This window comes from Arthrobacter sp. SLBN-122, from assembly GCF_006715165.1.
Classification (GTDB): Bacteria; Actinomycetota; Actinomycetes; order Actinomycetales; family Micrococcaceae; genus Arthrobacter.
In genome coordinates, this window is the sequence record NZ_VFMS01000001.1 from 3,425,858 (window position 1) to 3,449,534 (window position 23,677).

The window sequence follows — 23,677 nt, forward strand, 5'->3', positions numbered from 1 at the left end:
GTGACGGACGCCACCTTACAGTCTGTAGCACGCATCACAACGCTGTGGTGCCGTTCACAAGAAGGAGCCGGCTGTGCTGGTAATACTTGGATTCGCCATGATCGCGGTATTCATGGTGCTGATCATGACGAAGAAGTTGACGCCAGTGCTGGCGTTGATCATTGTCCCTACTGTTTTTGGCCTTTTCGCCGGCGCCGGCCTCGGCATCGGCGACATGGTCATGGACTCCATGAAGTCCATGACCTCCACCGCGGCGCTGCTGATGTTCGCCATCATCTACTTCGGCCTGATGATCGACGTCGGGCTCTTTGACCCGCTGGTGAAGTTCATCCTCCGCAAGCTGGGCAACGACCCCGCCAAGGTTGTGCTGGGCACCGCCATCCTGGCGGCCGCCGTGTCGCTGGACGGCGACGGGTCCACCACGTTCATCCTCACCACCGCCGCCATGCTGCCGGTCTACCTGCGCCTCAAGATGAGCCCCGTGGTCCTCACCTGTGTGGCCGGCCTGGCCAACGGCACCATGAACATCCTCCCGTGGGGCGGCCCCACCGCCCGCGCCGCCACCGCCCTGAAGATCGACGTCAATGACGTCTTCGTCCCCATGATCCCGTCCCTGGTGGCCGGCCTGGTGGTCGTCTTCGCCTTCGCCTGGCTGCTGGGCCTGCAGGAGCGCAACCGCCTCCGTGCCACCGCACCCGAGATCTGGAGCGTCCCGGACACTGCCGAGAAGTTTGATGGAACGTCCGACGGCGGCACCCCCGCAGCTGCCTCCGGCACCGGCCGTGGGCGCAAGGGCGGCAACCCCGGCGGCGCAGCCCCCGCCGGTGGCTCCGTGGCTGTCCTGGAGCGCACCGAAACCCTGGTGGACGATCACGACTCCGCCATGGCCGACACCGCTCTGGACCCCAACCGCAGTACCCTGCGCCCCAAGCTGTTCTGGTTCAACCTGGCCCTGACCGTCGCCGTCATGGTGGTCCTCGTGGCCAACATCATCCCGCTGCCGTTCGTGTTCATGGTGGGCGCCGCCATCGCCCTGCTGGTCAACTTCCCGAAGGTCAAGGACCAGGGCGCCCAGCTGATCGCCCACGCACCGTCCATCGTTGCCGTGGTCAGCATGGTCATGGCCGCCGCCGTCCTCACCGGTGTCCTCAAGGGCACGGGCATGGTGGAAGCAATGTCCGCATGGCTGGTCCAGATCATCCCGTCCTCGATGGGCCCGTTCATGGCCGTGATTACCGGCATCCTGAGCATCCCCATGACGTTCTTCATGAGCAATGACGCGTTCTACTTCGGTGTCCTGCCCGTGCTGAGCGAGACCGCCGCACACTACGGGGTTGGCGCCGCCGACATGGCCCGTGCCTCCATCACCGGCCAGCCGTTCCACCTGCAGAGCCCGCTGGTTCCTGCCATCCTGCTGCTGGTTTCGCTGGCCAAGGTGGACCTCGGCGACCACCACAAGAAGGTCCTGTGGCGCACCGCGGTCATCTCCCTGGTCATGCTTGGCGTCGGACTGCTGACTGGAGCCATTGGAATCGGTTAGTCTTTAGCTGCCCGCGCTCCTGTCCCCGAGGCAGGACCGGGTCTCGAAGGTGCCCGTCTGACGCCCGCTGGGGGCCGTCAGACGGGCATCTTCGTTTCCGCACTAGACTGGATCGGAAAACAATTCGAACTTTGCAGGGGAGATCCATGGCTGCGATCAACCGTGACGACGTCGCGCACCTCGCGCGGCTCGCTCACATCGAGATGAGTGCCGAAGAGCTGGACAGGATGGCCGGCGAGCTGGCCGTCATCGTCGATTCGGTCAAGTCCGTCAGCGAGGCCGCCGGGGACGACGTCCCGGCCACCTCCCACCCCATTCCGCTCACCAACGTCTTCCGCGAGGACGTTGTGGGGCACACCTTCACGGCGGAACAGGCCCTCTCCGGCGCCCCGGACTCCGATGAGAACCGTTTCAAGGTCCCGGCCATCCTGGATGAGGCATAACCATGACTGAACACAACACCACCGGCACCAGCGCCGAGACCCTGATCCGCCTGTCCGCCGCGGAGCTGGCCGGGAAGCTCGCCGGCGGCGAGGTCACCGCCGTCGAAGTCACCCAGGCCTACCTGGACCGCATCGCCGCCGTGGACGGCCTGGTCAACGCATTCCTGCACGTCAACGCGAAGGAGGCGCTCGCCGTCGCCGCCGAGGTGGACGCCATCCGCGCCGCCGGCGGTGCTGAGGCGGAGGCCCTGCACGTGCTCGCCGGCGTCCCCATCGCCGTCAAGGACCTCATCGTCACCGTCGGCCAGCCCACCACCGCGGGCTCTAAGATCCTCGAAGGCTGGCACAGCCCGTACGATGCCACCGTGGTGGAGCGCCTCCGCGCTGCGAAGATGCCCATCCTGGGCAAGACCAACCTGGACGAATTCGCCATGGGCTCCTCCACCGAGCACTCGGCCTACGGCCCCACCCGCAACCCATGGGACCTGGACCGGATTCCGGGCGGCTCCGGCGGTGGCTCGGCTGCGGCCGTTGCCGCCTTCGAAGCACCCCTCGCCCTGGGGACGGACACCGGCGGCTCCATCCGCCAGCCCGGTGCCGTCACGGGAACCGTCGGCGTGAAGCCGACCTACGGCAGCGTCTCCCGCTACGGCGCCATCGCCATGGCCTCCTCGCTGGACCAGATCGGCCCGGTCACCCGCACGGTCCTGGACTCCGCCCTGCTGCACCAGGTCATCGGCGGCCACGATCCCCGTGACTCCACCTCCTTGCCGGACCCTCTCGCTGACCTCGTCGCCGCCGCAAAGACCGGCAACGTGGAGGGCCTGCGGATCGGCATCATCAAGGAACTGCACGGCGAGGGCTACCAGGCCGGCGTCGAAAACCGCTTCAATGACGCCCTGGAGCTCCTCAAGGAAGCCGGCGCGGAGATCGTGGAGGTCTCCTGCCCCAACTTCCAGTACGCCCTGGGTGCCTACTACCTGATCATGCCGTCCGAGGCCTCCTCCAACCTGGCCAAGTTCGACGGCGTCCGGTACGGCCTGCGCGTCCTCCCCGAGGACGGTCCCATGACCATCGAACGCGTCATGGGTGCAACCCGTGCCGCCGGCTTCGGCGACGAAGTCAAGCGCCGCATCATCCTGGGCACCTACGCCCTGTCCGCCGGCTACTACGACGCCTACTACGGCTCCGCCCAGAAGGTGCGCACGCTGGTCCAGCGGGACTTCGACGCCGCCTTTGAACAGGCCGACGTCCTGATCTCGCCCACCGCCCCCACCACGGCTTTCCCGCTGGGCGAAAAACTGGACGATCCGCTGGCCATGTACCTCAACGACGTCGCCACCATCCCCGCCAACCTGGCAGGTGTTCCCGGCCTGTCGCTGCCCGGTGGCCTGGCCGACGAGGACGGACTGCCCGTCGGCATCCAGCTGCTGGCCCCGGCCCGCGAGGACGCCCGCCTCTACCGGGTGGGTGCGGTCCTGGAATCGCTGCTCGAAGCCAAGTGGGGCGGCCCGCTGCTGGCCCAGGCTCCCGACCTCGCCGCAGCCGTCACCCTCGAAACCCAGGAGGCAAAATAATGAACACCGAGGCAATCCTGAGCTTCGACGAGGCCATGGAGAAGTACGACCCCGTCCTGGGCTTCGAGGTCCACGTGGAGCTCAACACCAAGACCAAGATGTTCTCCTCGGCCCCCAACGTCTTCGGTGACGAGCCCAACACCAACGTCAACGAGGTGGACCTGGGCATGCCGGGCGTCCTGCCCGTGGTCAACAAGACGGCGGTGGAGTCCTCCATCAAGATCGGCCTGGCGCTGAACTGCAAGATCGCCGAATCCTGCCGCTTCGCCCGGAAGAACTACTTCTACCCGGACACCCCCAAGAACTTCCAGACCTCCCAGTACGACGAGCCCATCGCGTACGACGGCTACCTGGACGTCGAACTGGAGGACGGCACCGTCTTCCGCGTCGAGATCGAGCGCGCGCACATGGAGGAGGACGCCGGAAAGCTGACCCACATGGGCGGCGCCACCGGCCGCATCCACGGCGCCGACTTCTCCCTGGTGGACTACAACCGTGCCGGCGTTCCGCTGGTGGAAATTGTCACCAAGCCCATCGAGGGTGCCGGTTCCCGCGCCCCGGAACTGGCCAAGGCGTACGTGGCCGCCATCCGGGAGATCGTGAAGAACCTGGGTGTCTCCGATGCCCGCATGGAACGCGGCAACGTGCGGTGCGATGCCAACGTCTCGCTCCGCCCGCACGGGCGCGAACGGTTCGGCATCCGGTCCGAGACCAAGAACGTGAACTCGCTGCGCGCCGTCGAACATGCCGTCCGCTACGAGATCCAGCGCCACGCCGCCGTCCTGGACTCCGGCAGCCCCGTGGTCCAGGAGACCCGGCACTGGCACGAGGACACCCGCACCACCACTTCAGGCCGGCCCAAGTCGGACGCGGACGACTACCGCTACTTCCCGGAACCGGACCTGGTGCCCGTGGTTGCCTCCCGCGAGTGGGTGGAGGAACTGCGTGCCACGCTGCCCGAGCCCCCGGCCGAGCGCCGCAAGCGCCTCAAGGCGGACTGGGGCTACTCCGACCTGGAATTCCGCGACGTGGTGAACGCCGGCGTCCTGGACGAGATCGAGGAAACCATTGCGGCCGGCGCCTCGGCGTCCGTGGCCCGCAAGTGGTGGATGGGCGAGATCGTGGGCCGCGCCAAGGCCGCCGACGTCGACCCCGGCCAGTTGGGCGTCCAGCCCGCCACGATCGTGGAGCTCAGCCGCATGGTGGAAGCCGGCAAGATCAACAACAAGATGGCTACGGAGGTGCTGGACGGCGTGCTCGCAGGTGAAGGCACCCCCGAGGAGATCGTTCAGAAGCGCGGCCTCGCCGTGGTGTCCGACGACGGGCCCCTCCTGGAAGCCATTGACGCCGCACTGGCTGCCCAGCCCGACGTCGCGGAGAAGATCCGCGGCGGCAAGGTCCAGGCCATCGGTGCCATCGTGGGCGGGGTCATGAAGGCCACCCGCGGGCAGGCGGATGCCGGCCGCGTGAAAGAACTGATCCTGGAGAAGCTGGGCGTCACCGCCTAGCCTTTCCCACCCAACTGGGTAGCACCAGGTGACCCTTCTATGGTTCGTCAAGCCTGGGAGGCGCTGGGTGTGGCGGCGCTGAGGGTGCGGTAGATACGTCGGGCGAGGTAGCGTTTCACGCAGCGGCGGATTTCCCTTTTGGTGCGTCCTTCGGTTTGTCGTTTGGTGACGTAGTTGCTGGTCTCGGTGTCGAACGTCATTCTGCTGAGGGCGACCATGTGCAGTGCCCTGTTCAGGGTTCGGTCACCGCCGCGGTTGAGTCTGTGCCGGACGGTGTTCCCGGAGGAGGCTGGGATTGGGCTGGCCCCGGCTAGCGAGGCGAAGGCGGCTTCGGACCGGACCCGGCCGTGGTGTGACCAGGCGGTGAGGCAGATGGCGGCGGTGACGGGGCCGAAGCCGGTTTCCTGGAGCAAAGGTGCGGCTTCGCTCACTTCCACCAGTTCGGTGATCCGGTCGTTGTTGGTTTTGATCTCCGCGTCGAGCTCGCCGATCCGCTTGGCGAGCCGGACTGCTTCTGAGCGGGCGATCGACAGTGCCAGTGGTTCTTCACGGGCGCGCCAGCGGCAGACTTCACGGATCTGGGTTCCCGTGAGGGGTTTGCGGGCGTCAAGGCCAAGGTCGTTGACCCGGGCCAGCGCTGTTAGGGCGTTCACGGCCCGGGTGCGCTCGGTCGTCATCGACTCCCGCGCGGTGACCAGGACCCGCAAGGCGGCCCGGATACCTTCGTTCAGTCGTGGCCTGCGCAACTGATCCGTTTCCAACGGCAGGACGGCCGCGGCGATCCGGTGGGCATCCAACAGGTCGGATTTGCCAACCCCGTGATGGGACCGGGCATCCATCCTCGGTGCTTCGGCGACGTCGTAGCCGGCGGCGCCTACAGCTCCGGCGAGGAGGGCACCATAGGACGCGGCTCCCTCGATCACCCACAATGTGGCCAGGTCAGCTCCGATGTGACGTGCCACCCAGGCCAGGGCGCGGTTGATCCCGGCGCTGGTGGTCGGGAAGTCCCGGGTTTGAAGCAGTTCCCCGGTTGTGGTGGTGATGATCGCGTAGACATGGTTTTTGGCGTGGGTATCGACGCCGACGACAAACGGGTGCGAATGCGTAACGATAGACATAGCGGTTCTGGCATCTTCCTCTAGACCGGATAGGGTCAGGCCGCGTTCGGCCGGTACCAGTCCGGGTAGAGGTCACTTCGGAACAGCACTGTGACGAGCCACGCCCCCTTAGAGGGGCCGGGCAACCTTCTGATCAAGTCACCGAGGTGGGCCGGGCAGGTGCCGGCCGTCCACCCCAGCGGACGGACAAGTCAATTGAAAGGCACCCACAAGGGGGGCCAATCGTTTTGTGAGTCACGACCACAGGGCGGAACGGCCAACACCTACTCTGCCAGCCAGTCCCGGACCAGCCACCCCAATCCTCACAGTCGTTTTGAGCACTCATAACGACACTTGGCGCTACCCAGTTTTTCTTTAAGTACTCAAGTGCGCGTGCGGCCAAAGTACTTATATCCAGCAACGGAGCGCGGTCTTAGACTGATGCGCAGGATGCGGCTTTGGGCAATGACCTGGCCTCACCGGAGCTGTGGGAGGAGACAGACATGTTTGTGGGGGACACACTGAAAATGCGCAAGGTAGCGCTCGCCGGGGCAGTGGCCCTGGCCTTGACGGGCACGGGAGCTGCGTTGGCCTGGTCTGCCACAGGCACGCCTACGCCGTCGCCCTCCCAGTCGGCGCCCGGCCAGGAGAAGGCACCAGGGAAGGCCACGGCACCCGGCCAGCAGGACAAACAGGACAAGAAAGCCCAGCGACCGCAGCCGCTCCATGGCGAGGGCGTGGTCAAGAACCCCGACGGAACCTTCCACACCAAGCTGGAACAGCGCGGAACGGTGGAGTCGGTCAGCGAGTCGGCCATCACCGTCAAGAGCGAGGACGGCTTCTCCCAGACCTACACGGTGAACGGCGATACAAAGATCACCGTTATACCTGCCCCGGCTGCGGATGGATCAGGGACAAATGGTTCGGGGACAAATGGCCCAAATGCTACGGGCGACGACGGCAAGCGGCTTAAGCCGGCGGACGGAACCATCGCGGACATCGCCGTGGGGGACACCGTACGCATCTCGGGCGTGAAGGATGGGGACAAGGCCACCGCCGGGCGGGTTGTGAAGGGCGCCGGTGACGGGCCAGGCCTTGGTTTGGGACGCGGCTTGGGACGCGGCCATGGCCTGGGACACAAGATGGGCCAGGGCAACCACCAGGACGACGGTAACCACCAGGACGACGACGGGGCGTAAAGGCTGGATCCCGGCCCGGTCCTGCCTTCCTGAACCCGGACACCCCGGCTCAGCCCTGCCGCACCAGCCCCGCCATGATGTCCTCCAGGGCCTCGCAGACCATCACCACGGCCCGCCGCTTCAGGTTTTCCGGCCGGGCCAGCAGGTCGATCCTGCGGCGCGTGCTGATGCCCTCCAGCGGCCGCAGCACGATGTCCGGGTTAAGGACCGGCCCTGCCGTATACCTGGGCAGCAGGCCCACCACGCCGCCGGCGGCCACGAGAGCCGCGACCGTGGAGTAGTCGTTGATGCGGTGCACAATGTTCGGCTCGCGGCTGGAGACTGCAGCGACGGCGGACAGGACGTCGGCGGGGGAGTAGCCGGGGTGGCTAGTCACCCAGGCCTCGGCGCCCACGTCGTCCGCCGTGACAGTGTCCTTTTGCGCCAACGGGTGGCCGGCGGGCAGTGCCACGTCCAGCGGTTCGTGCGCCAGCGGGATCACCGCAACCCGTTCTGCGGGCCAGCGCGGACTGTGGTCCATGCGGTGCGCCAGGACCAGGTCGTACCGCGCGGTGAGGGCAGGGAAGTCCTGCTGGGCCACGTCCTCGTCGGACAGTTCGATCCGGGGGTGCTCCGGCTTGTCCAGCATGCGAGCCAGCGGGGCAAACAACGCCTGCCCGGCGCTGTGGAAGCCGCTGAGGCTCACGCGGCCTGCCGGCGACTGGTGATAGGTGCTCAGGGCGCCGCGGGCGTCGGCCATGGCACTGACGACGGCGGCGCCCGCGTCCGCGAGTACCTGGCCGGCTTCCGTGAGGACCAGGTTCCGGCCCTCCTTGCGCGTCAGTGGTGCCTCGACCGTCCGCTGCAGGTGGGCCAGTTGCTGCGAGACGGCCGAAGGAGTGACCATGAGGGTGTCTGCCACGGCCTTGACACTTCCCAGTGCTCCCAGTTCGCGCAGGATCTCCAGCTGATGAACTTCCACGATCCCAGTCTAATCATTAGCAACCGCTACACCGTCGATTGAGAAGATCCTTGTTGTGCTAACGCTTCGGCAGGGCTTCAATGAGGAGGACAAGACCTCGGATCTGAACGCCAAGAAGTAAGGACGCCAATGAAGGCCCTCTACAAGGCCGGCCCACACGCCGGTTTCGAACTCGTCGACCGGCCTGAGCCTGAGGCCGGCCCGGCGGACGTGAAGATCCGGGTCATGACCACGGGGATCTGCGGTACGGACCTGCACATCCAGTCCTGGGATTCCTGGGCCCAGGGGATCATCGAAGCGCCCCTCATTGCCGGCCACGAGTTCTATGGCGAAGTGGTGGAGGTGGGGGAAGACGTCCGGGACGTCAAGGTGGGTGACCGGGTCTCGGGTGAAGGCCACGTGGTGTGCGGCATCTGCCGCAACTGCCGGGCCGGCCGCCGCCAAATGTGCATTCATACTGTCAGCGTGGGGGTCCAGCGTGACGGTGCGTTCGCAGAGTACGTGGTGATCCCCGAAACCAATGTCTGGGTCCACCACGATCCTTCCGTCACACCGGAGTTGGGCGCCATCTTCGACCCTTTCGGCAACGCTACCCACACAGCCCTGAGCTTCCCGCTGGTGGGGGAGGACGTCCTGATCACGGGCGCCGGCCCCATCGGCCTGATGGCCATCGCGGTCGCCCGCCATGCCGGCGCGCGAAAAATCGCCATCACGGACATCTCCCGGCCCCGCCTGGACCTTGCACGGCAGCTCGGTGCGGACCTTGCCATCGATGTCTCCACCACCAGGGTCCGCGACGCCCAGCGCGAGCTGGGCATGCGCGAAGGCTTCGACGTCGGAATGGAAATGTCAGGCCACCCCTCCGCCCTGCCGGAGATGATCGACAACATGAACCACGGCGGCCGGATCGCCATGCTGGGGCTGCCCATCCAGGAGATCACCATCGATTGGGGCAAGGTGGTCACCCACATGCTCACGCTCAAGGGCATCTACGGCCGGGAAATGTACGAAACCTGGTACGCCATGAGCGCCATGCTGTCCTCCAACCCCGTCCTGCACGCGGGCATTTCCGCCGTGGTCACGGACACGCTTCCGGCCACCAACTGGGAGAAGGGCTTCGACATTGCCCGCAGCGGTGTGGGCGGCAAAGTTGTCCTCGACTGGACCCGACTGTAAGGAAACCCATGTACACCTCCATCAAGGGCCAGCTCCACGACGAGCTGGAAGACATCCGCACCGCCGGGCTCTACAAGACCGAACGCAGCATCAGCTCGCCGCAGTCCAGCCACATCACGGCCGGCCGGATTGGCGGCCCGGGCGCCGACGTGCTGAACTTCTGCGCCAACAACTACCTGGGCCTGGCAGACCACCCGGACATCATCAGTGCCGCCAAGGCTGCGATGGACGAGCGCGGCTTCGGCATGGCCAGCGTCCGTTTCATCTGCGGGACCCAGGACCTGCACCTGGAACTTGAGGCCAGGGTCTCCAAGTTCCTGGGCACCGAGGACACCATCCTGTTTTCCAGCTGCTTCGACGCCAATGGTGGAGTTTTCGAATCCCTTTTCGGCCCCGAGGACGCGGTCATTTCCGACGCCCTGAACCACGCCTCCATCATCGACGGCATCCGCCTGTGCAAGGCCCGCCGCTACCGCTATGCCAACCAGGACATGGCCGAGCTCGAGGCCCGGCTGCAGGAGGCCCAGGACGCCCGCCGGAAGATCATCGTCACTGACGGCGTGTTTTCGATGGACGGCTACCTGGCTCCGCTTGAAGCCATCTGCGACCTCGCCGAAAAATACGACGCCCTGGTGATGGTGGACGATTCGCACGCCGTGGGCTTCATGGGTGCCACGGGCGCAGGCACACCCGAACACGCTGGGGTGTCACACCGGGTGGATATCTACACCGGCACGTTCGGCAAGGCCCTGGGCGGGGCGTCCGGCGGCTATGTTTCGGGCCGCAGGGAGATCGTTGCCATGCTGCGGCAGAAGGCCAGGCCCTACCTGTTCTCCAACTCCCTGGCTCCCGCCATTGTGGCCGCCACCCTCAAGGCGCTGGACCTGGTGGAAAACTCGGCGGACCTGCGCCGCCGCCTGTTCGAGAACGCCGAACTCTTCCGCCGCCGCATGACCGAGGAGGGCTTCGACCTGCTTCCCGGGGAACACGCCATCGTGCCGGTGATGTTTGGTGACGCCGTGATGGCCGCCAAGGTGGCTGACCGCATGCTGCAGCACGGAGTCTTCGTCACCGCCTTCAGCTTCCCCGTGGTCCCGCGGGGTGCTGCGAGGATCCGGGTCCAGCTGTCGGCTGCACATTCAGCGGACGACGTCGAGGCGTGCGTGGGTGCCTTCGTCGCCAGCCGTGCCGAGGCAGCAGCCTGACGGGACTTCCACGGGACGCGAACTCTGCGAGGATGGACGGATGGCAGCACATTATGATGTCCTGATCGTGGGCGGCGGCATTGCCGGCCTGTCCCTGGCTTCCGAGCTGGCCGGCCGGTGCAGCGTGGCGCTGGTGGAGGCTGAGCAGGATCTGGCGTACCACACGTCCTCCCGCTCGGCCCGCCAGCTGATCCCCAGCTACGGCCCTCCCGTGGTGCAGGAGCTCACCGTCCGGACCCTTGAGCTGATTGCGGCCCGGGACGCCGAACTGCCGGAACCGGTCCTGACGCCACGCAGTTTCATGCTGATTGGCTCAGAGGCGGATGTTGCCGCGGAAGCCAGCGGGCACATGCAGGCCATTACCGTGGACCGGGCGCTGGAGCTCTGTCCGGCCCTCCTCCCGCAAACCTTTGCCGCCGCCGGTCTGGACACCGGATCCTATGGCTGCAATGCGCCCCTGCTGCTGGCCGATCACCGGCAACGCGCTGAAGCTGCCGGGGTGGACATCATCACCGGTGCCCGTGTGCATTCAGCACAACGGCTGGGTTCCGGATGGCAGGTAGGTGCCGGTGCCGAGGGTTTCGAGGCGGGTGTCCTGGTTAACGCGGCCGGTGCATGGGCTGATGAGCTCGCAGTGCTCAGCGGCGTGGAGAAGCTTGGCCTGCAGCCGTACCGGCGCACTGCGGCGATTGCCGCCGTCGAACGCCCCCTGTCCGCTGCCACCCCCATGGTGGCGGCAGCGGACAATACGTTCTACTTCCGCCCGGACGGTGACGACGTATTGATTTCACCGTCCGAAACCGTGCCCAGCGGGCCCGAGGACGCGCAGCCGCGGCCCGGCGACGTGGAACGCATCGTGGAGAGGCTGAACTCTGTCACCAGCCTGGGGATTACCGGAATCCGCCGGGCCTGGACCGGCCTGCGCACCGAAGCCGCCGACGGGGTTCCGGTGGCCGGGTTCGACGCCGAAGCTCCCGGGTTCTACTGGCTTGCCGGGCAGGGTGGCTACGGCTTCCAGACTTCTGCTGCCATGGCTGAGCTGGCGGCCAGCCAGATCCTTGCCGGCCAGGCATTCGGAAGTGCGGCGTTTGGAGATGTTGCCGCCGGAAATGCAGCCGGCGACGGTCCGGCATCCCGGACAGCGCAGGCGCTTGCTGCCACCCGCTGGTCCATCCGACGCTGAAGAATGGTCCCATGAGTACCCTGATCACCAATATTGCCGAGCTGATGACCCAGGACCTGGAACACCGGGTCCTGAAGGACGCGGCGGTAGTGGTCGAGGGGGAACGGATCTCGTGGATCGGCGCCGCAGCTGATGCCCCGGCGGCAGATAACGCCGTGGACGCTGGCGGCCGGGCCATGCTCCCGGGGTGGGTGGACTCCCACAGCCACCTGCTGTTCGCCGGGGACCGTACTGCAGAATTCGAAGCCCGTATGGCGGGGGAGGCGTATGCCGCCGGCGGCATCGCCGTCACGATGAATGCCACCCGCGCCACGTCGGATTTCGACCTCACCCGCCTGGCCATGGGCAGGGTTGCCGAGGCAGTTTCGCAGGGGACGACGTACCTGGAAACGAAGACCGGCTACGGCCTGGATATCGGGAACGAGGCCCGGAGCGCGCGCATCGCCGCCACCATAGCGGACCAGGTAACCTACCTTGGCGCCCATTTGGTTCCTGCCGGCCAGGACCCGGAGGAGTACACCGACCTGGTCTGCGGGCCGATGCTTGATGCCGTCCGCCCGTATGTCCAATGGGCCGACGTCTTTTGCGAGGAAGGTGCGTTCACCGCCGAACAATCCCGGCGCGTGCTGACCGCCTGCCGTGATGCCGGCCTGGGCCTGCGTGTGCATGGCAACCAACTGGGCGAGGGCCCTGGCGTGCAGCTTGCCGTAGAGCTGGGCGCAGCCAGCGTGGACCACGTCAACTACCTGGCCGGGCAGGACGTGAAGGCCCTTGCCGCTTCCTGGTCCGGGTGGGACGCCGCCGCGGGAACCGGTGGGCGGGGCACGGTGGCCACCTGCCTCCCCGCCTGCGATCTCTCAACCCGGCAACCGTTGGCCCCCGCCCGCGAGCTTCTCGACGCCGGCGTGCAGGTGGCGCTTGCCTCCAATTGCAATCCCGGAACGTCGTACACAAGTTCCATGGCGTTCTGCGTCACCACCGCTGTCCTCCAGATGCACCTGAGCGTGCACGAGGCCGTCCGGGCTGCCACCTATGGGGGTGCGCTGGCGTTGCACAGGGAAAGCGGCCGTGATGCCGACGGGGAACGCGCCGTGGGGTCCATCGCCGTCGGGCACCGGGCCGACCTGCACCTGCTGAATGCTCCTTCCGCGACGCATCTCGCTTACCGCCCGGGCATGCCGTTGACGTACGCTGTGTGGCGGGCAGGAGCCAGGGAGCGGTAGGCCCGGACAGAGCTTCTGATTGTTCCTGATTCTTTCTCTTGGTTTATAATCAGGAAACGTCATCGACAGCGGTGGCTGATGTATCGAAAGGCCCCGTTTGCATGACGCGCACTGACCGGTTGACGGCGATCCTTGACCTGCTGGCCAGGACCGGGCAAGTGGAGGTTGACGAGATTGTCAGCACCCTCAATGTCTCGCCGGCCACGGCGCGGCGTGACCTGGACAGCTTGGCCAAACGCCGGCTGCTGACGCGTACCCGGGGTGGCGCCACTACCGGCGCCCTGGCCTACGATCTTCCCGGCCGCTACAACCGCGACGACCACGCGGAGGCCAAGGAACAGATTGCCCAGTGCGCCTCGGCGTTGATCCGGCCCGGGGCGGTGATTGGCCTGTGCGGGGGGACCACCAGCACCGCGCTCGCGCAGATCCTCGCTACCCGTGAGGACCTGAACGCGCCGTCCAATCAGCCCACCCTTACTGTGGTCACCAATGCCATCAACATCGCCGGCCAATTGGCGGTGCGGCCCAACATCAAGGTGATGGTGACCGGGGGAATCCTCAACCCGCGGTCCTATGAGCTGGTGGGGCCCTATACGGACATCATCATGCAGAAGGTGGTGCTGGACATCGCGTTCATCGGTGTCAACGGCATTGATCCCGAAGTTGGCCCAACCAACACGGGGGAAGGGGAGGCATCAGTGAACGCCCTGCTCGCCAGCAGGGCCCGGGTGTCCTATGTCCTGGCCGATTCCTCCAAGGTGGGCGTGCGGGCCTTCGCCACCATGGACGGCTATGACTTCACCCGTCTGATTACCGATTCCGGGATCTCCCCACGGGACAAGGCTGCCTTTGAGGCCAACGGCACGGAAGTGATCGTCGCGCCGGCCTGATTTCCGGGGAGTCCAGTGGTTCGGCAGTTCCATCAGCCCGGATCCAGAAACTGAAGGCAAGATGGGAACATGCTGGTTCCCTCCCGCCGTCGCCTGCGGCTCGAAGTATGGATCGTCCTTGGCCTCTCCCTGGGCCAGTCGGCTGTCTACTCCGTGGTGCAGCTGCTGGACAAGATGACCCGCGCTCCGCTGGCGGAGGGCACGTCCACGCTGAACCGCTCCCAAAGCACCCGCGAGTACTTCGACCTCACCTACCAGCTGCTGGACATCATCTTTGCACTGGTGCCGGTGCTGCTGGTTCTCTACTTCCTTACGGACCAGCGCCAGGCAGGGCCGGGTGATGCCGGGAACTCCCGCTCCGCGTTCCAGAAGCTCGGGTTCAATTTCGTCCGGCCCGGCAAGGATCTGCTGCAGGGCCTCGGACTGGCCGCGCTGATCGGCATTCCCTCACTGGGGCTCTATGCGGCCGGCCGGGCACTGGGAATCACCACCGCCATTATCCCGAGCGCCCTGGATGCCTACTGGTGGACGGTTCCTGTGCTGATCCTGTCCGCCATCCGCCACGCAGTTCTCGAGGAAGTCATCGTGGTGGGCTACCTCCTGAACCGCTTTGGCAAGTTCGGGTGGAGCACGCCGCTGGCCATTGCAGTGAGTTCCCTGCTGCGCGGCAGCTACCACCTGTACCAAGGCTTCGGTCCGTTCTTTGGCAACGCCGTGATGGGCGTGGTCTTCGCCTGGCTGTACACCCGGACCCGGCGGGTCATGCCACTCGTCATCGCCCATGCCCTGCTGGACATCGTGGCCTTCGTGGGCTTCAGCCTGTTCGGCAAAGCCGTGGGGCTGGGCTAGGGCCCGAGGGCATCGGGGCTAAGCCTGGGATCGTACGGCTGATTTCGAAGAAACCTATTGGCGCTCACAACCTGTTGACCATCAACTGGCTTTCATGGATCGTGTGCACCATGAACCTGGGGGCGCGGTTGACAGCATGGTCGCTGGTGGCGGTCACAGTGCTGGCTGGACTTCTGGTTCTTGGGCAGTTGTGGAGCGTCCATCAGCAAACATCTGACTGGGCTCTCTGGCCAAAGGAAATTCCTTCACGAGTGCAGTTCGCCGGCCGCGACTATGACTGTGGCCCGACTCCAGCGGCTGCACATGACGACGTGAGCGGAATGACCAGGCAAGGCACGACAGCGGGTGGGGCCGAGATCCTCGCAGAACCTCCTTCGGTGGAAGCCAAGGTCTTCATCCTGGTGCGAACGGCTGAGGGGACGTTCGGCTGCGGCCTGCTTGGCGGTCCTTGATTTTTCAGGCACAGTCCTTGGCCAGGCCCCGCCGTTGCCGTTGCCGTTGCCACAGGACCTATCCCACGCAGGAGTATCAGCCAGCTTCGAATTCCAGCCCTCACATCAGCGACAGCACCAACTGCCAGTCCGCCTCCGGGTCGGGCGGCAACACAAAGGGCTTCGCATAAAAGTCGTCCCATAGCGGATCCGTCGGCGACAGTTCGTCCGGATCCAGCAGGTTGTCGCCGTCAGATTCCTCCACCTCGCACCCTGCCCACGCTGGCGCCGCTGGTGTACCCGTCGCCGGTGGTGCGGCGGGTGCAACCGTCGATTCATTCGGCGACAATATCCCTGGTGGCCAGTGGGGTGGTTCGGTGTCGTCGTGTTCAGGGTTGTAGTGGCGGCCGGTGGGTGAGGTCCAGCCCGGTGGCTCACGAGGGGTCGCCGCATCCGGTTTCCACTGGCTGTTGTGCTTGAGCCGGTGATGTTTTGGGCAGAGTTGTGCCAGGTTGCTGGTGCCGGTGGTGCCGCCGTGGTCCCAGGCGGTGAGGTGGTCGGTGTCGTTGTCCGGGGTGCGGTTGTTGCAGCCGGGGAAGGTGCATTTTCCGTCCCGCATCCGGATCCACTGTTTGACGGTTTCCGTGAGTCGGTAGCGGGTGCGGCCGATCTCCAAGGGGGCCCCGTCGCGAGGGTCGACCAGGACCCGGTAGAACGAGTCCGCCCCGTCCGCGACGAGCTTGCGTGCCAGGGAGGCCGGGATGGGGCCCAGGCCGTCCAGTTCTGCGGGTTCGTCGGTGCTGCCGAGGAGGGAGAACACCGGGACCATGACCAGGACGTCGGCCCGCGGAGTGGGGACCTGGGCTATCCCGGTGGTGCCTGCCGTGGGGGAACTGCTGTCTGTACCCGGCCCGCTTCCGGAGAAGGTGGCGGTGTCAGCGGTGGCGGTGTTTTCTGGACCGGGAAGCAGGCCTGTCCCGAGGAGCAGGGATGCTGCGATGTCGGGGCGGAGTTGGGTGAGGGTGCGGGGTTCGTTGGGGCCTTGGAGGCCGCGGGCGGTGGCGGTGGTGCGGTTCCAGATGGCGCAGGCGGTGTGCCCGGGGAGGCGGAGCGAGATCCAGGCCATGCCGTCGCGGTCCGGGCTGTATTCCATCCGCCGGTCCGCGACGCCCTTCGCGTGGCGCTTCTGCAGGCTTTCGGGGTGGTGGCGCTCCCGCCAGGCGCGGATCTTCGTCCGGAACCGGGACGGAACCAGCTTGCCGGGTGCGGCGCCGCGGGCCGGCTTGGGGGCAGCGGGGTCGAAGAAGTGGGCTACTAACGCGGCGGCGCCGTCCGGGGTGAGGCCTTCGGTTTCGTCGGCAACAATCCTGGCGTGCTGCCAGGACAGGGCCCCGGCGGCCAAAGCGTCCATCACCGGCGGCAGGGCACAGACACGGCGGGACTGCTCCACGAATGCCCCGGCAGCGCCGGAGCTGATGGTCAGGACACCCGCGATCTCCTCCACCGCTGACATCTCCGCGTAGGTGCGTTCACGCACGGGCGCGTCGGGGGCAAGCATTGCGTGCTGGATCTCAACGGCCTCGGCAACATCAACGGCCTTGACCGCGGCGAGCTGCGCCTCCAGCCGCTTCACCACCTCCAGCCGGGTCAGCCGGAGCTCATACCGCCGCTGCAAGACATCAACATCAGCCCCAACACCAACACCGGCAGCCAGGAACGTATCCTCAGCAGCCAGCGCATCCAGGGCGGCCACAGAGGCATGAACCCCCTCCAAGACCACCCCGCCACCGCTGCTGATTTCCATACGAACATCATCCATCGAGGCACTGACAATCAAAGGTCCGCAGGAATCCCGTTCGCGCCTGGCAGCCACGTTAAATGAATTCGGCCGCCATCGGGTAGTGACGCCGTTGTCACCACCTGATGGCGGCCGAAGCAGGTCCGGACAGTGGCCCGGAAAACCCAAATCCCGCGAGTGCCGGGAAAGAGGGATGAAGCGTTTAGATGGTGACTGCTCCGTTGGCGGTTTCGAACGTGACCGACAGGATTCCCGGCGTTCCGTGCGGGGCCACCCACTCAACCGCAACGTCCTCAAGCGGCTTCTCCACCGGCTCACCCAGCCACTCGGTCACGCGGGAGGCGGAACCGGCGATGGTCAGGCAGCTCATCTTGATGTTGCTGGCGTAGGCGTTGGACGGGTGCAGTGACGGGTCACCTTCCCACTTGAGCATGTACGGAACCTGGGGGTCGGCGATAAGGCCAAGGATGCCAATCTGCTTCCAGACCAGCTCCCGGCCGTCCGGGAACTTGCGGTTGCCGTTCACGGCAGCACGGCCAAGGCGTTCCTCAAAGGGGGCGAGGTCGTCCACTTCGACGCACCAGCCCATCCAGCCGCCGCCGGCTGCGGAACGGGCACGGACTGCCTGACCGAACGGTGCCTTGTCCGATGCCGGGTGGTCCAGGACCTCCACGACTTCCAGGTACTTGTGCCCGGCGAGCGGGATGATCATATTCCGGGTTCCGAACCGGGGGTGGACCCCGCCCTTCACTGCCTCAACGCCGAGGGCAGATGAAATACGTTCGGTAGTGGCCGCGAGGCCATCGGTTTCACAGGCGTAAGAGACGTGATCCATGCGCATGGCAACATCTTGGCACTTTGTGATCGGGCTCTCAGCTAAGGGTACCCTTACTGGAAACGCGGGCCGTGGAAAGTGCCGGGAATGGGGGGCAATCCGGACGACGGCGGCGTCCCCGGGCTGGGTGCCGCGCGCCAATCCGCCGTCAGTACGGGGGCATACCGGATGACCTTGTTCGTCACAATGCTGTCCACGGTGGCCGCCCGGTTCCTAGACTGGGCGCAGGTCATGAGCGCCAGCGCCAAGCCCCGGTTCGCTGGCCGGCAACCCTCCATCCGCGGTGGGGTGCCCCGGGTGAGGACCTGGCTGTCCGGCACCAGCCGGAAGCAAGCGCGGCCCGTACTGCTCCACGCATGCCGGGCCCATGTCAAAGGAGATTTGGATGTCCAACGGATGGTCCTTCGAAACCCGCCAGATCCATGCAGGCCAGGAAGTGGACAGTGCCACGGGAGCCCGTGCGCTGCCGATTTACCAGACCACGTCCTTCGTGTTCCCCAGTGCCGAAAGCGCAGCCAACCGCTTTGCCCTGGCTGAACTTGCACCCATCTACACCCGGATCGGCAACCCCACCCAGGACGCCGTCGAACAGCGGATCGCCAGCCTTGAGGGAGGCCTGGCCGCTTTGCTGCTGAGTTCCGGGCAGGCAGCGGAAACCTTCGCGGTCCTGAACATCGCGGAGGCCGGGGACCACATTGTGGCCAGCCCCAGCCTTTACGGCGGGACGTACAACCTGTTCGCCCACACCCTGAAGAAGTTCGGCATCTCGGTCACGTTCGTGGACGATCCCGACAACCTGGACCAGTGGCGCGCCGCCGTCCAGCCCAACACCAAGCTCTTCTTTGGCGAAGTGGTGTCCAATCCCCGCCAGGACGTCCTGGATATCGAAGGCATCTCCGGGGTGGCCCACCAGGCAGGCGTGCCGCTGATCGTGGACAACACCCTGTCCACCCCGTACCTGATCCGTCCGCTCGAGTGGGGCGCCGACATCGTGATCCATTCCGCCACTAAATACCTTGGCGGCCACGGCACGGCGATTGCCGGCGTCATTGTCGATTCCGGAAAATTCGACTTCAGCAAGGATCCTGAACGGTTCCCAGGCTTCAACACCCCTGACCCCACCTACAACGGCCTGGTCTACGCACGCGACCTCGGCGCCGATGGTGCGCTGGGAGCCAACCTGTCCTACATCCTCAAGGCCCGCGTCCAGCTGCTGCGCGATCTGGGCTCGGCCGTGTCCCCGTTCAACGCCTTCCTGATCTCCCAGGGCCTGGAGACGCTGAGCCTGCGGGTGGAGCGCCATGTCGCCAACGCCACGGAAGTGGCGCGCTGGCTGGAAGGAAGGGACGACGTCGAATCCGTCGCCTACGCGGGGCTGCCCTCCAGCCCCTGGTACGAACGTGGCCGCAAGTACGGGCCCAAGGGGACGGGCGCCGTCGTGGCTTTCAACCTGGCCGGCGGGGCGGAGGCGGGCAAGCGCTTCGTCGACGCCCTTGAACTGCACTCCCACGTTGCGAACATCGGCGACGTCCGCTCCCTGGTCATCCACCCGGCGTCGACCACCCACAGCCAGCTCTCGCCGGAGCAGCAGGCAGTGGCAGGGGTGACCCCGGGACTGGTCCGGCTGTCCGTAGGCCTGGAACACATCGATGACATCCTGGCCGACCTGGAAGCGGGCTTCCGCGCAGCCAAGGGCGCCCCGGCCTAAGACAACAGCCGGGGCTGCAGTGAGTGCCGCCGGCAAGCCGGGAAAGTCACAACCAGTCACACTCTTGGCTTGGAACGGGGGGTGTTTCGTACACTCGAACCAGGTCATGAGTGCCAGTGACAGCCCCGGCTTGCTGGCCGGCAACCCTCCATCCGCGGTGGGGTGCCCCGGGTGAGGACCTGGCCTGCCGGTCAAATGACGGCGGGCAAGCGCGTAGAAGAGGTCTTGCCATGACGGTTACCGTCGCCCGAACCACCATTCCCGAACACGGAATCGTCCGCTACGCCTCCATCGGGGGACTGGAACTTGAAGCCGGCGGCTACCTCCCGGACGTCACGCTGGCCTACGAAACCTGGGGCACGCTTAACGCGGACGGCAGCAATGCCGTCCTGATCGAGCATGCCCTGACCGGAAGCACCCACGTGACCCGTGGCGACACGGACGAAGAAGGCTGGTGGGAACAGCTGGCCGGTCCCGGCGCGCCCGTGGACACGGACAGGTTCTTCGTGGTGTCCATCAACATCGTGGGCGGCTGCTACGGGTCCACCGGTCCGTCGTCGCCCGCCCCGGACGGATCCCCCTGGGGCTCCCGTTTCCCGCTCGTCACCCTGCGGGACAGCACGGTGGCGGAGGCCCGGCTGGCAGACCAGTTGGGCATCAAGAGCTGGTTTGCCGTCCTGGGCGGCTCCATGGGCGGCGCCCGTTCCCTGGAATGGGCCGTGACCTACCCGGAGAGGGTGCAGCGCTGTGCCGTCATCGCCGTGGGGGCCGCAAGCACAGCCGAGCAGATCGCCTTCGCGCAGGCCCAGACGCTGGCCATCCGGCAGGATCCGAATTTCAACGGCGGCGACTACTACGGCGGTCCCAGCCCGGAAGACGGCCTGGCCCTTGCCCGGCGCATCGCCCACATCACGTACCGCTCCGCAGCCGAGCTGGAAGGCCGGTTCGGCCGGTCACCGCAGGCGACCGAGTCGCCCCTGAAGGGCGAGATCCTGGCCGCCCGGGGCCGCTACCAGGTGGAAAGCTACCTGGACCACCAGGGCAACAAGCTCGTGAAGCGCTTCGACGCGAACAGCTACATTGCCCTGACCGAAGCGTTGATGAGCCACGACATCTGCCGGGGCCGGGGGAGCCTCGCAGAGACGTTGGCCAGGTCAACTGCACGCTTCCTCGTAGCCGCCGTCGACTCCGACCGGCTCTATTTTCCGTCCCAATCCCATGAACTGGCCCAGGCCCTGCCCGGGGACGTGGACGTCCACGTCATCCAGGCCCCGATCGGGCACGACGGGTTCCTGACCGAAATCGGCCAGCTGGGCAGCCAGCTGAGGGGCACCTTCCTGGCCTGAGGCCCCGCATGTGCATTCCTGCAGATGCCTTCTGCACTAATCGGCGTTGAGGTTGCACCGCAGGCAGACCATACTCAATCAAATCCGGCGTTCGTGGTGTGCATCACATCCGGCCGCCATTGACTGGTCCCCGTGGTGTCGACGACGACGCCGAAGGAGTTCACATGAGTACGGAAAGCTCCGCCGCAAGGCGTACAGAGGAAACCGACGTCAAGGCCTCAGGCCTCAAGAAGGTAGTGACGGCCTCCATGGCCGGAACCGTGGTGGAGTGGTACGAGTTCTTCCTCTACGCATCCGCCGCCACGCTGGTGTTCGGAAAGGCCTTCTTCCCCAACGCCGGCACCGAACTGGACGGCATCATCGCAGCCTTCCTCACCTACGCAGTCGGCTTCGTGGCCCGCCCCATCGGCGGGATCGTCTTTGGCCACTTCGGCGACAAGTTCGGCCGGAAGCAGCTGCTGCAGCTGAGCATCATCCTGGTGGGCGTCTCCACCTTCCTCATGGGCTGCCTGCCCACCTTCCAGCAGATCGGCTACTGGGCCCCCACCCTGCTGGTGGTGCTCCGGTTTGCCCAGGGCTTTGCCGTTGGCGGGGAGTGGGGCGGTGCCGTCCTCCTCGTGGCAGAGCACAGCCCCAGCAAGTCCCGCGGATTCTGGGCCAGCTGGCCGCAATCTGCAGTGCCGCTGGGAAACCTGCTGGCCACGGCCGTGCTGTTCATCCTGTCCTCCACGCTGACCCAGGACGCCTTCCTGGGATGGGGCTGGCGCGTGGCGTTCTGGCTGTCCGCGGTGATCGTCCTGATCGGCTACTACATCCGGACCAAAGTCAACGACGCACCCATCTTCCTGGAGGCCCGCAAAGAGGTCGAGGCCGGCCACAAGGGCTACGGTGTCGCCGAAGTTTTCCGGCGCTACCCCCGCGGCGTGTTCACCGCCATGGGCCTGCGCTTCGCGGAAAACATCCTGTACTACCTGGTGGTCACCTTCTCCATCACCTACCTGAAGACCGTGGTGCAGGCCGACACCACCCGCATCCTGCTCCTGCTGCTCCTGGCCCACGCCGTGCACTTCGCGGTGGTGCCCATGGTCGGCAAGCTGTCGGACCGCTTTGGCCGTAAGCCCGTCTACATGGCCGGTGCCATCATGGGTGCCACCTGGGGCTTCTTCGCCTTCCCCATGATGGATACCAAGAACGATGCCATCATCCTTGCCGCCATCATGATCGGGCTGGTGTTCCACGCCTTCATGTACGCAGGTCAGCCTGCCATCATGGCGGAAATGTTCCCCACGCGGATGCGGTACTCCGGGGTGTCCCTGGGCTACCAGGTGACCTCGATCGTGGCCGGTTCGCTGGCTCCGATCATCGCCGCCTCGCTCCTGGGCACCTACAAGTCCTCCGTCCCCGTGGCCGTCTACCTGCTGATCGCCTGCGCCATTACCGCCGTCGCGGTCTTCTTCCTGAAGGAAACCCGCGGCATCTCGCTGCACGACGTGGACGCCGCCGACGCCCAAGGCACCGCCGACCTCCTTGCCGCCAACAAGAAGTAGCAGGTTCCCATGAAAGCCGCCGTCCTGTACTCCACCGTTCCGGCCCCCACCCCGGGGGCCGGACCCGGGAAACGGACCTACTCCGATGCCGGCCCGCTGCTGGTGCAGGAACTGGAGCAGCCGGAGCCGCGGGCCGGTGAGCTGGGTGTTGCCATCACCTACTCCAGCCTGTGCCATTCAGATCTCTCGGTGGTGGACGGTTCCCGCGTCCGGCCGCTTCCCATGGCCCTGGGCCACGAGGCCGTGGGACGGGTGGTGTCCGTCGGCGAAGGTGTGGCCGACGTGTCGGTGGGTGACCACGTGGTGCTGGTCTTCGTGCCGAGCTGCGGGAAGTGCCGGGCCTGCCTGTCCGGCCGGCCGGCCCTGTGCCACCGCGCAGCGGAGGTCAACGGCTCCGGGGACCTGCTGCACGGTCCGGCGCTGCTGCGGACTCCGGCGGGGGAGCGCATCAACCACCACCTGGGCGTCTCGGCCTTTGCCGACTACGCGGTAGTCGCGCGGGAATCGGTGGTGGTGATTGACGACGACGTCCCGGACACGGTTGCCGCGATGTTTGGTTGCGCCGTGCTCACCGGAATGGGCGCCGTCCTGAACACCGCCGGCGTCAGTGCGGGCCAGTCGGTGGCGGTGTTCGGACTTGGCGCGGTGGGCCTGTCCGCCGTCATGGCAGCGCGCCTTGCGGGGGCCGCCAGCGTGATTGCCATTGATCCGAACCAGGGCAAGCACCAGCTGGCCCGCGACGCCGGGGCCACGTCGGTGGGGACTCCGGAGGACGCGGCACGGTTGGTTGCGGAAGCCTCCGGAGACGGGGTGGACGTCGCCATCGAGGCGGTGGGCTCGGCGGGCGTCATTGCCTCCTGCCTGGACCTGGTTACCCGGGGAGGCGCCGTGGTCTCGGTGGGCCTTCCCCATCCGTCCGCCCAGTTGACGGTACCCGCCCTGCAGTTTGCCGGAGCGGGAAAACGGCTGCTGGGCTCCTACATGGGGGATGCCGTGCCCTCCCGCGACATCCCGAAATACCTCGGATTCTGGCGGGAGGGCAGGCTCCCCGTTGAGTTGCTGCACACGGACACGAGGCCACTGAGTGAGATCAACGAGGGCCTTGATGCGCTGGTATCCGGGCAGGTGGTGAGGCGGCTCTTCCAGGCCTGAGCCCTTCCG

20 protein-coding genes and 2 riboswitches are annotated in these 23,677 nt (G+C 66.3%); of the genes, 16 read left to right on the forward strand and 4 right to left on the reverse strand.

The genetic code is table 11. The features are described from left to right. Positions 1-73 precede the first annotated feature (73 nt). The 4 genes from FBY36_RS15725 to gatB all read left to right on the forward strand — a co-directional run bounded on the left by FBY36_RS15725 (position 74) and on the right by gatB (position 5,068). Positions 74-1,540, forward strand: a complete 1,467-nt coding sequence (locus tag FBY36_RS15725) for a CitMHS family transporter (protein ID WP_142120886.1) — start codon at positions 74-76, stop codon at positions 1,538-1,540. Positions 1,541-1,686: 146 nt separating this feature from the next. Further along, positions 1,687-1,983, forward strand: coding sequence for an Asp-tRNA(Asn)/Glu-tRNA(Gln) amidotransferase subunit GatC (gene gatC, locus FBY36_RS15730; RefSeq protein ID WP_141940678.1), 297 nt, complete (start codon positions 1,687-1,689; stop codon positions 1,981-1,983). Between the two features lie 2 nt (positions 1,984-1,985). After that, positions 1,986-3,560 carry an Asp-tRNA(Asn)/Glu-tRNA(Gln) amidotransferase subunit GatA gene (gatA, locus tag FBY36_RS15735; RefSeq protein ID WP_142120888.1) on the forward strand — a complete coding sequence of 525 codons (1,575 nt, stop codon included), beginning with the start codon at positions 1,986-1,988 and terminating at the stop codon, positions 3,558-3,560. Beyond that, positions 3,560-5,068: an Asp-tRNA(Asn)/Glu-tRNA(Gln) amidotransferase subunit GatB gene (gene gatB / locus FBY36_RS15740; protein WP_142120890.1), complete on the forward strand. Its 1,509-nt coding sequence runs from the start codon at positions 3,560-3,562 to the stop codon at positions 5,066-5,068. The genes gatA and gatB overlap by 1 nt, the downstream gene beginning before the upstream one ends. Positions 5,069-5,115: 47 nt before the next feature. Here the strand turns inward: gatB and FBY36_RS15745 are convergent, their stop codons facing one another. Beyond that, entirely contained in the window at positions 5,116-6,186 is a 1,071-nt protein-coding gene (locus FBY36_RS15745; protein ID WP_142120891.1) for an IS110 family transposase, read from the reverse strand. 437 nt (positions 6,187-6,623) lie between these two features. Between FBY36_RS15745 and FBY36_RS15750 the strand changes: the two genes are divergently transcribed. Beyond that, entirely contained in the window at positions 6,624-7,364 is a 741-nt protein-coding gene (locus FBY36_RS15750; protein ID WP_235008861.1) for a hypothetical protein, read from the forward strand. Positions 7,365-7,413: 49 nt separating this feature from the next. Here FBY36_RS15750 and FBY36_RS15755 read toward each other — a convergent pair whose 3' ends face one another. Continuing rightward, complete coding sequence (locus FBY36_RS15755; protein WP_142120893.1) at positions 7,414-8,325, reverse strand: LysR family transcriptional regulator; 912 nt, start codon at positions 8,323-8,325, stop codon at positions 7,414-7,416. 129 nt (positions 8,326-8,454) lie between these two features. Between FBY36_RS15755 and tdh the strand changes: the two genes are divergently transcribed. The 7 genes from tdh (at position 8,455) to FBY36_RS15790 (ending at position 15,303) form a co-directional block, all read left to right on the forward strand. Then, positions 8,455-9,501 (forward strand): L-threonine 3-dehydrogenase, encoded by a 1,047-nt coding sequence (gene tdh, locus FBY36_RS15760; RefSeq protein ID WP_142120895.1) that lies wholly within the window; start codon positions 8,455-8,457, stop codon positions 9,499-9,501. An 8-nt stretch (positions 9,502-9,509) separates the two neighbouring features. Then, positions 9,510-10,706 (forward strand): glycine C-acetyltransferase, encoded by a 1,197-nt coding sequence (locus FBY36_RS15765; RefSeq protein WP_142120897.1) that lies wholly within the window; start codon positions 9,510-9,512, stop codon positions 10,704-10,706. A gap of 40 nt (positions 10,707-10,746) precedes the next feature. Beyond that, on the forward strand, positions 10,747-11,889 hold the full coding sequence (locus tag FBY36_RS15770) for an NAD(P)/FAD-dependent oxidoreductase (protein ID WP_142120899.1): 1,143 nt from the start codon (positions 10,747-10,749) through the stop codon (positions 11,887-11,889). An 11-nt stretch (positions 11,890-11,900) separates the two neighbouring features. Continuing rightward, positions 11,901-13,112, forward strand: coding sequence for an imidazolonepropionase (hutI, locus tag FBY36_RS15775; protein WP_142120901.1), 1,212 nt, complete (start codon positions 11,901-11,903; stop codon positions 13,110-13,112). 101 nt (positions 13,113-13,213) lie between these two features. Beyond that, the gene (locus FBY36_RS15780) at positions 13,214-14,002 is read left to right on the forward strand and encodes a DeoR/GlpR family DNA-binding transcription regulator (protein WP_142030746.1); all 789 of its coding nucleotides are present in this window, start codon (positions 13,214-13,216) and stop codon (positions 14,000-14,002) included. 69 nt (positions 14,003-14,071) lie between these two features. Next, positions 14,072-14,851, forward strand: coding sequence for a CPBP family intramembrane glutamic endopeptidase (locus FBY36_RS15785; RefSeq protein WP_142120903.1), 780 nt, complete (start codon positions 14,072-14,074; stop codon positions 14,849-14,851). Between the two features lie 74 nt (positions 14,852-14,925). Next, positions 14,926-15,303: a hypothetical protein gene (locus FBY36_RS15790; RefSeq protein WP_235008862.1), complete on the forward strand. Its 378-nt coding sequence runs from the start codon at positions 14,926-14,928 to the stop codon at positions 15,301-15,303. 100 nt (positions 15,304-15,403) lie between these two features. On the opposite strand, the gene FBY36_RS15795 is transcribed toward FBY36_RS15790, so the two are convergent. Together FBY36_RS15795 and FBY36_RS15800 are read right to left on the reverse strand one after the other, a co-directional pair. Beyond that, positions 15,404-17,086, reverse strand: coding sequence for an HNH endonuclease signature motif containing protein (locus tag FBY36_RS15795; RefSeq protein WP_142120905.1), 1,683 nt, complete (start codon positions 17,084-17,086; stop codon positions 15,404-15,406). A gap of 196 nt (positions 17,087-17,282) precedes the next feature. Further along, positions 17,283-17,921, reverse strand: coding sequence for a VOC family protein (locus FBY36_RS15800; protein WP_142120907.1), 639 nt, complete (start codon positions 17,919-17,921; stop codon positions 17,283-17,285). A gap of 221 nt (positions 17,922-18,142) precedes the next feature. Continuing rightward, positions 18,143-18,257: riboswitch (SAM riboswitch) on the forward strand. A gap of 43 nt (positions 18,258-18,300) precedes the next feature. Between FBY36_RS15800 and FBY36_RS15805 the strand changes: the two genes are divergently transcribed. From FBY36_RS15805 to FBY36_RS15820, 4 genes are all read left to right on the forward strand, one after another. Next, complete coding sequence (locus tag FBY36_RS15805; protein ID WP_142120909.1) at positions 18,301-19,623, forward strand: bifunctional o-acetylhomoserine/o-acetylserine sulfhydrylase; 1,323 nt, start codon at positions 18,301-18,303, stop codon at positions 19,621-19,623. Positions 19,624-19,725: 102 nt separating this feature from the next. After that, positions 19,726-19,841, forward strand: a riboswitch (SAM riboswitch). A gap of 12 nt (positions 19,842-19,853) precedes the next feature. Next, positions 19,854-20,969: a homoserine O-acetyltransferase MetX gene (metX, locus tag FBY36_RS15810; protein ID WP_142120910.1), complete on the forward strand. Its 1,116-nt coding sequence runs from the start codon at positions 19,854-19,856 to the stop codon at positions 20,967-20,969. Between the two features lie 164 nt (positions 20,970-21,133). Further along, on the forward strand, positions 21,134-22,516 hold the full coding sequence (locus FBY36_RS15815; RefSeq protein WP_142120911.1) for an MFS transporter: 1,383 nt from the start codon (positions 21,134-21,136) through the stop codon (positions 22,514-22,516). A gap of 9 nt (positions 22,517-22,525) precedes the next feature. After that, a complete protein-coding gene (locus FBY36_RS15820; protein ID WP_142120912.1) occupies positions 22,526-23,668 on the forward strand; it encodes a zinc-binding dehydrogenase in 1,143 nt (380 codons plus the stop codon). Positions 23,669-23,677 lie beyond the last annotated feature (9 nt).

Coding starts and splice junctions, on each gene's coding strand:
- gatC (WP_141940678.1), top strand. CDS start 1,687: ATGGCTGCGATCAACCGTGACGACGTCGCGCACCTCGCGCGGCTCGCT.
- gatA (WP_142120888.1), top strand. CDS start 1,986: ATGACTGAACACAACACCACCGGCACCAGCGCCGAGACCCTGATCCGC.
- gatB (WP_142120890.1), top strand. CDS start 3,560: ATGAACACCGAGGCAATCCTGAGCTTCGACGAGGCCATGGAGAAGTAC.
- FBY36_RS15745 (WP_142120891.1), bottom strand. CDS start 6,186: ATGTCTATCGTTACGCATTCGCACCCGTTTGTCGTCGGCGTCGATACC.
- tdh (WP_142120895.1), top strand. CDS start 8,455: ATGAAGGCCCTCTACAAGGCCGGCCCACACGCCGGTTTCGAACTCGTC.
- FBY36_RS15765 (WP_142120897.1), top strand. CDS start 9,510: ATGTACACCTCCATCAAGGGCCAGCTCCACGACGAGCTGGAAGACATC.
- FBY36_RS15770 (WP_142120899.1), top strand. CDS start 10,747: ATGGCAGCACATTATGATGTCCTGATCGTGGGCGGCGGCATTGCCGGC.
- hutI (WP_142120901.1), top strand. CDS start 11,901: ATGAGTACCCTGATCACCAATATTGCCGAGCTGATGACCCAGGACCTG.
- FBY36_RS15780 (WP_142030746.1), top strand. CDS start 13,214: ATGACGCGCACTGACCGGTTGACGGCGATCCTTGACCTGCTGGCCAGG.
- FBY36_RS15785 (WP_142120903.1), top strand. CDS start 14,072: ATGCTGGTTCCCTCCCGCCGTCGCCTGCGGCTCGAAGTATGGATCGTC.
- FBY36_RS15795 (WP_142120905.1), bottom strand. CDS start 17,086: ATGGAAATCAGCAGCGGTGGCGGGGTGGTCTTGGAGGGGGTTCATGCC.
- FBY36_RS15800 (WP_142120907.1), bottom strand. CDS start 17,921: ATGCGCATGGATCACGTCTCTTACGCCTGTGAAACCGATGGCCTCGCG.
- FBY36_RS15805 (WP_142120909.1), top strand. CDS start 18,301: ATGTCCAACGGATGGTCCTTCGAAACCCGCCAGATCCATGCAGGCCAG.
- metX (WP_142120910.1), top strand. CDS start 19,854: ATGACGGTTACCGTCGCCCGAACCACCATTCCCGAACACGGAATCGTC.
- FBY36_RS15815 (WP_142120911.1), top strand. CDS start 21,134: ATGAGTACGGAAAGCTCCGCCGCAAGGCGTACAGAGGAAACCGACGTC.
- FBY36_RS15820 (WP_142120912.1), top strand. CDS start 22,526: ATGAAAGCCGCCGTCCTGTACTCCACCGTTCCGGCCCCCACCCCGGGG.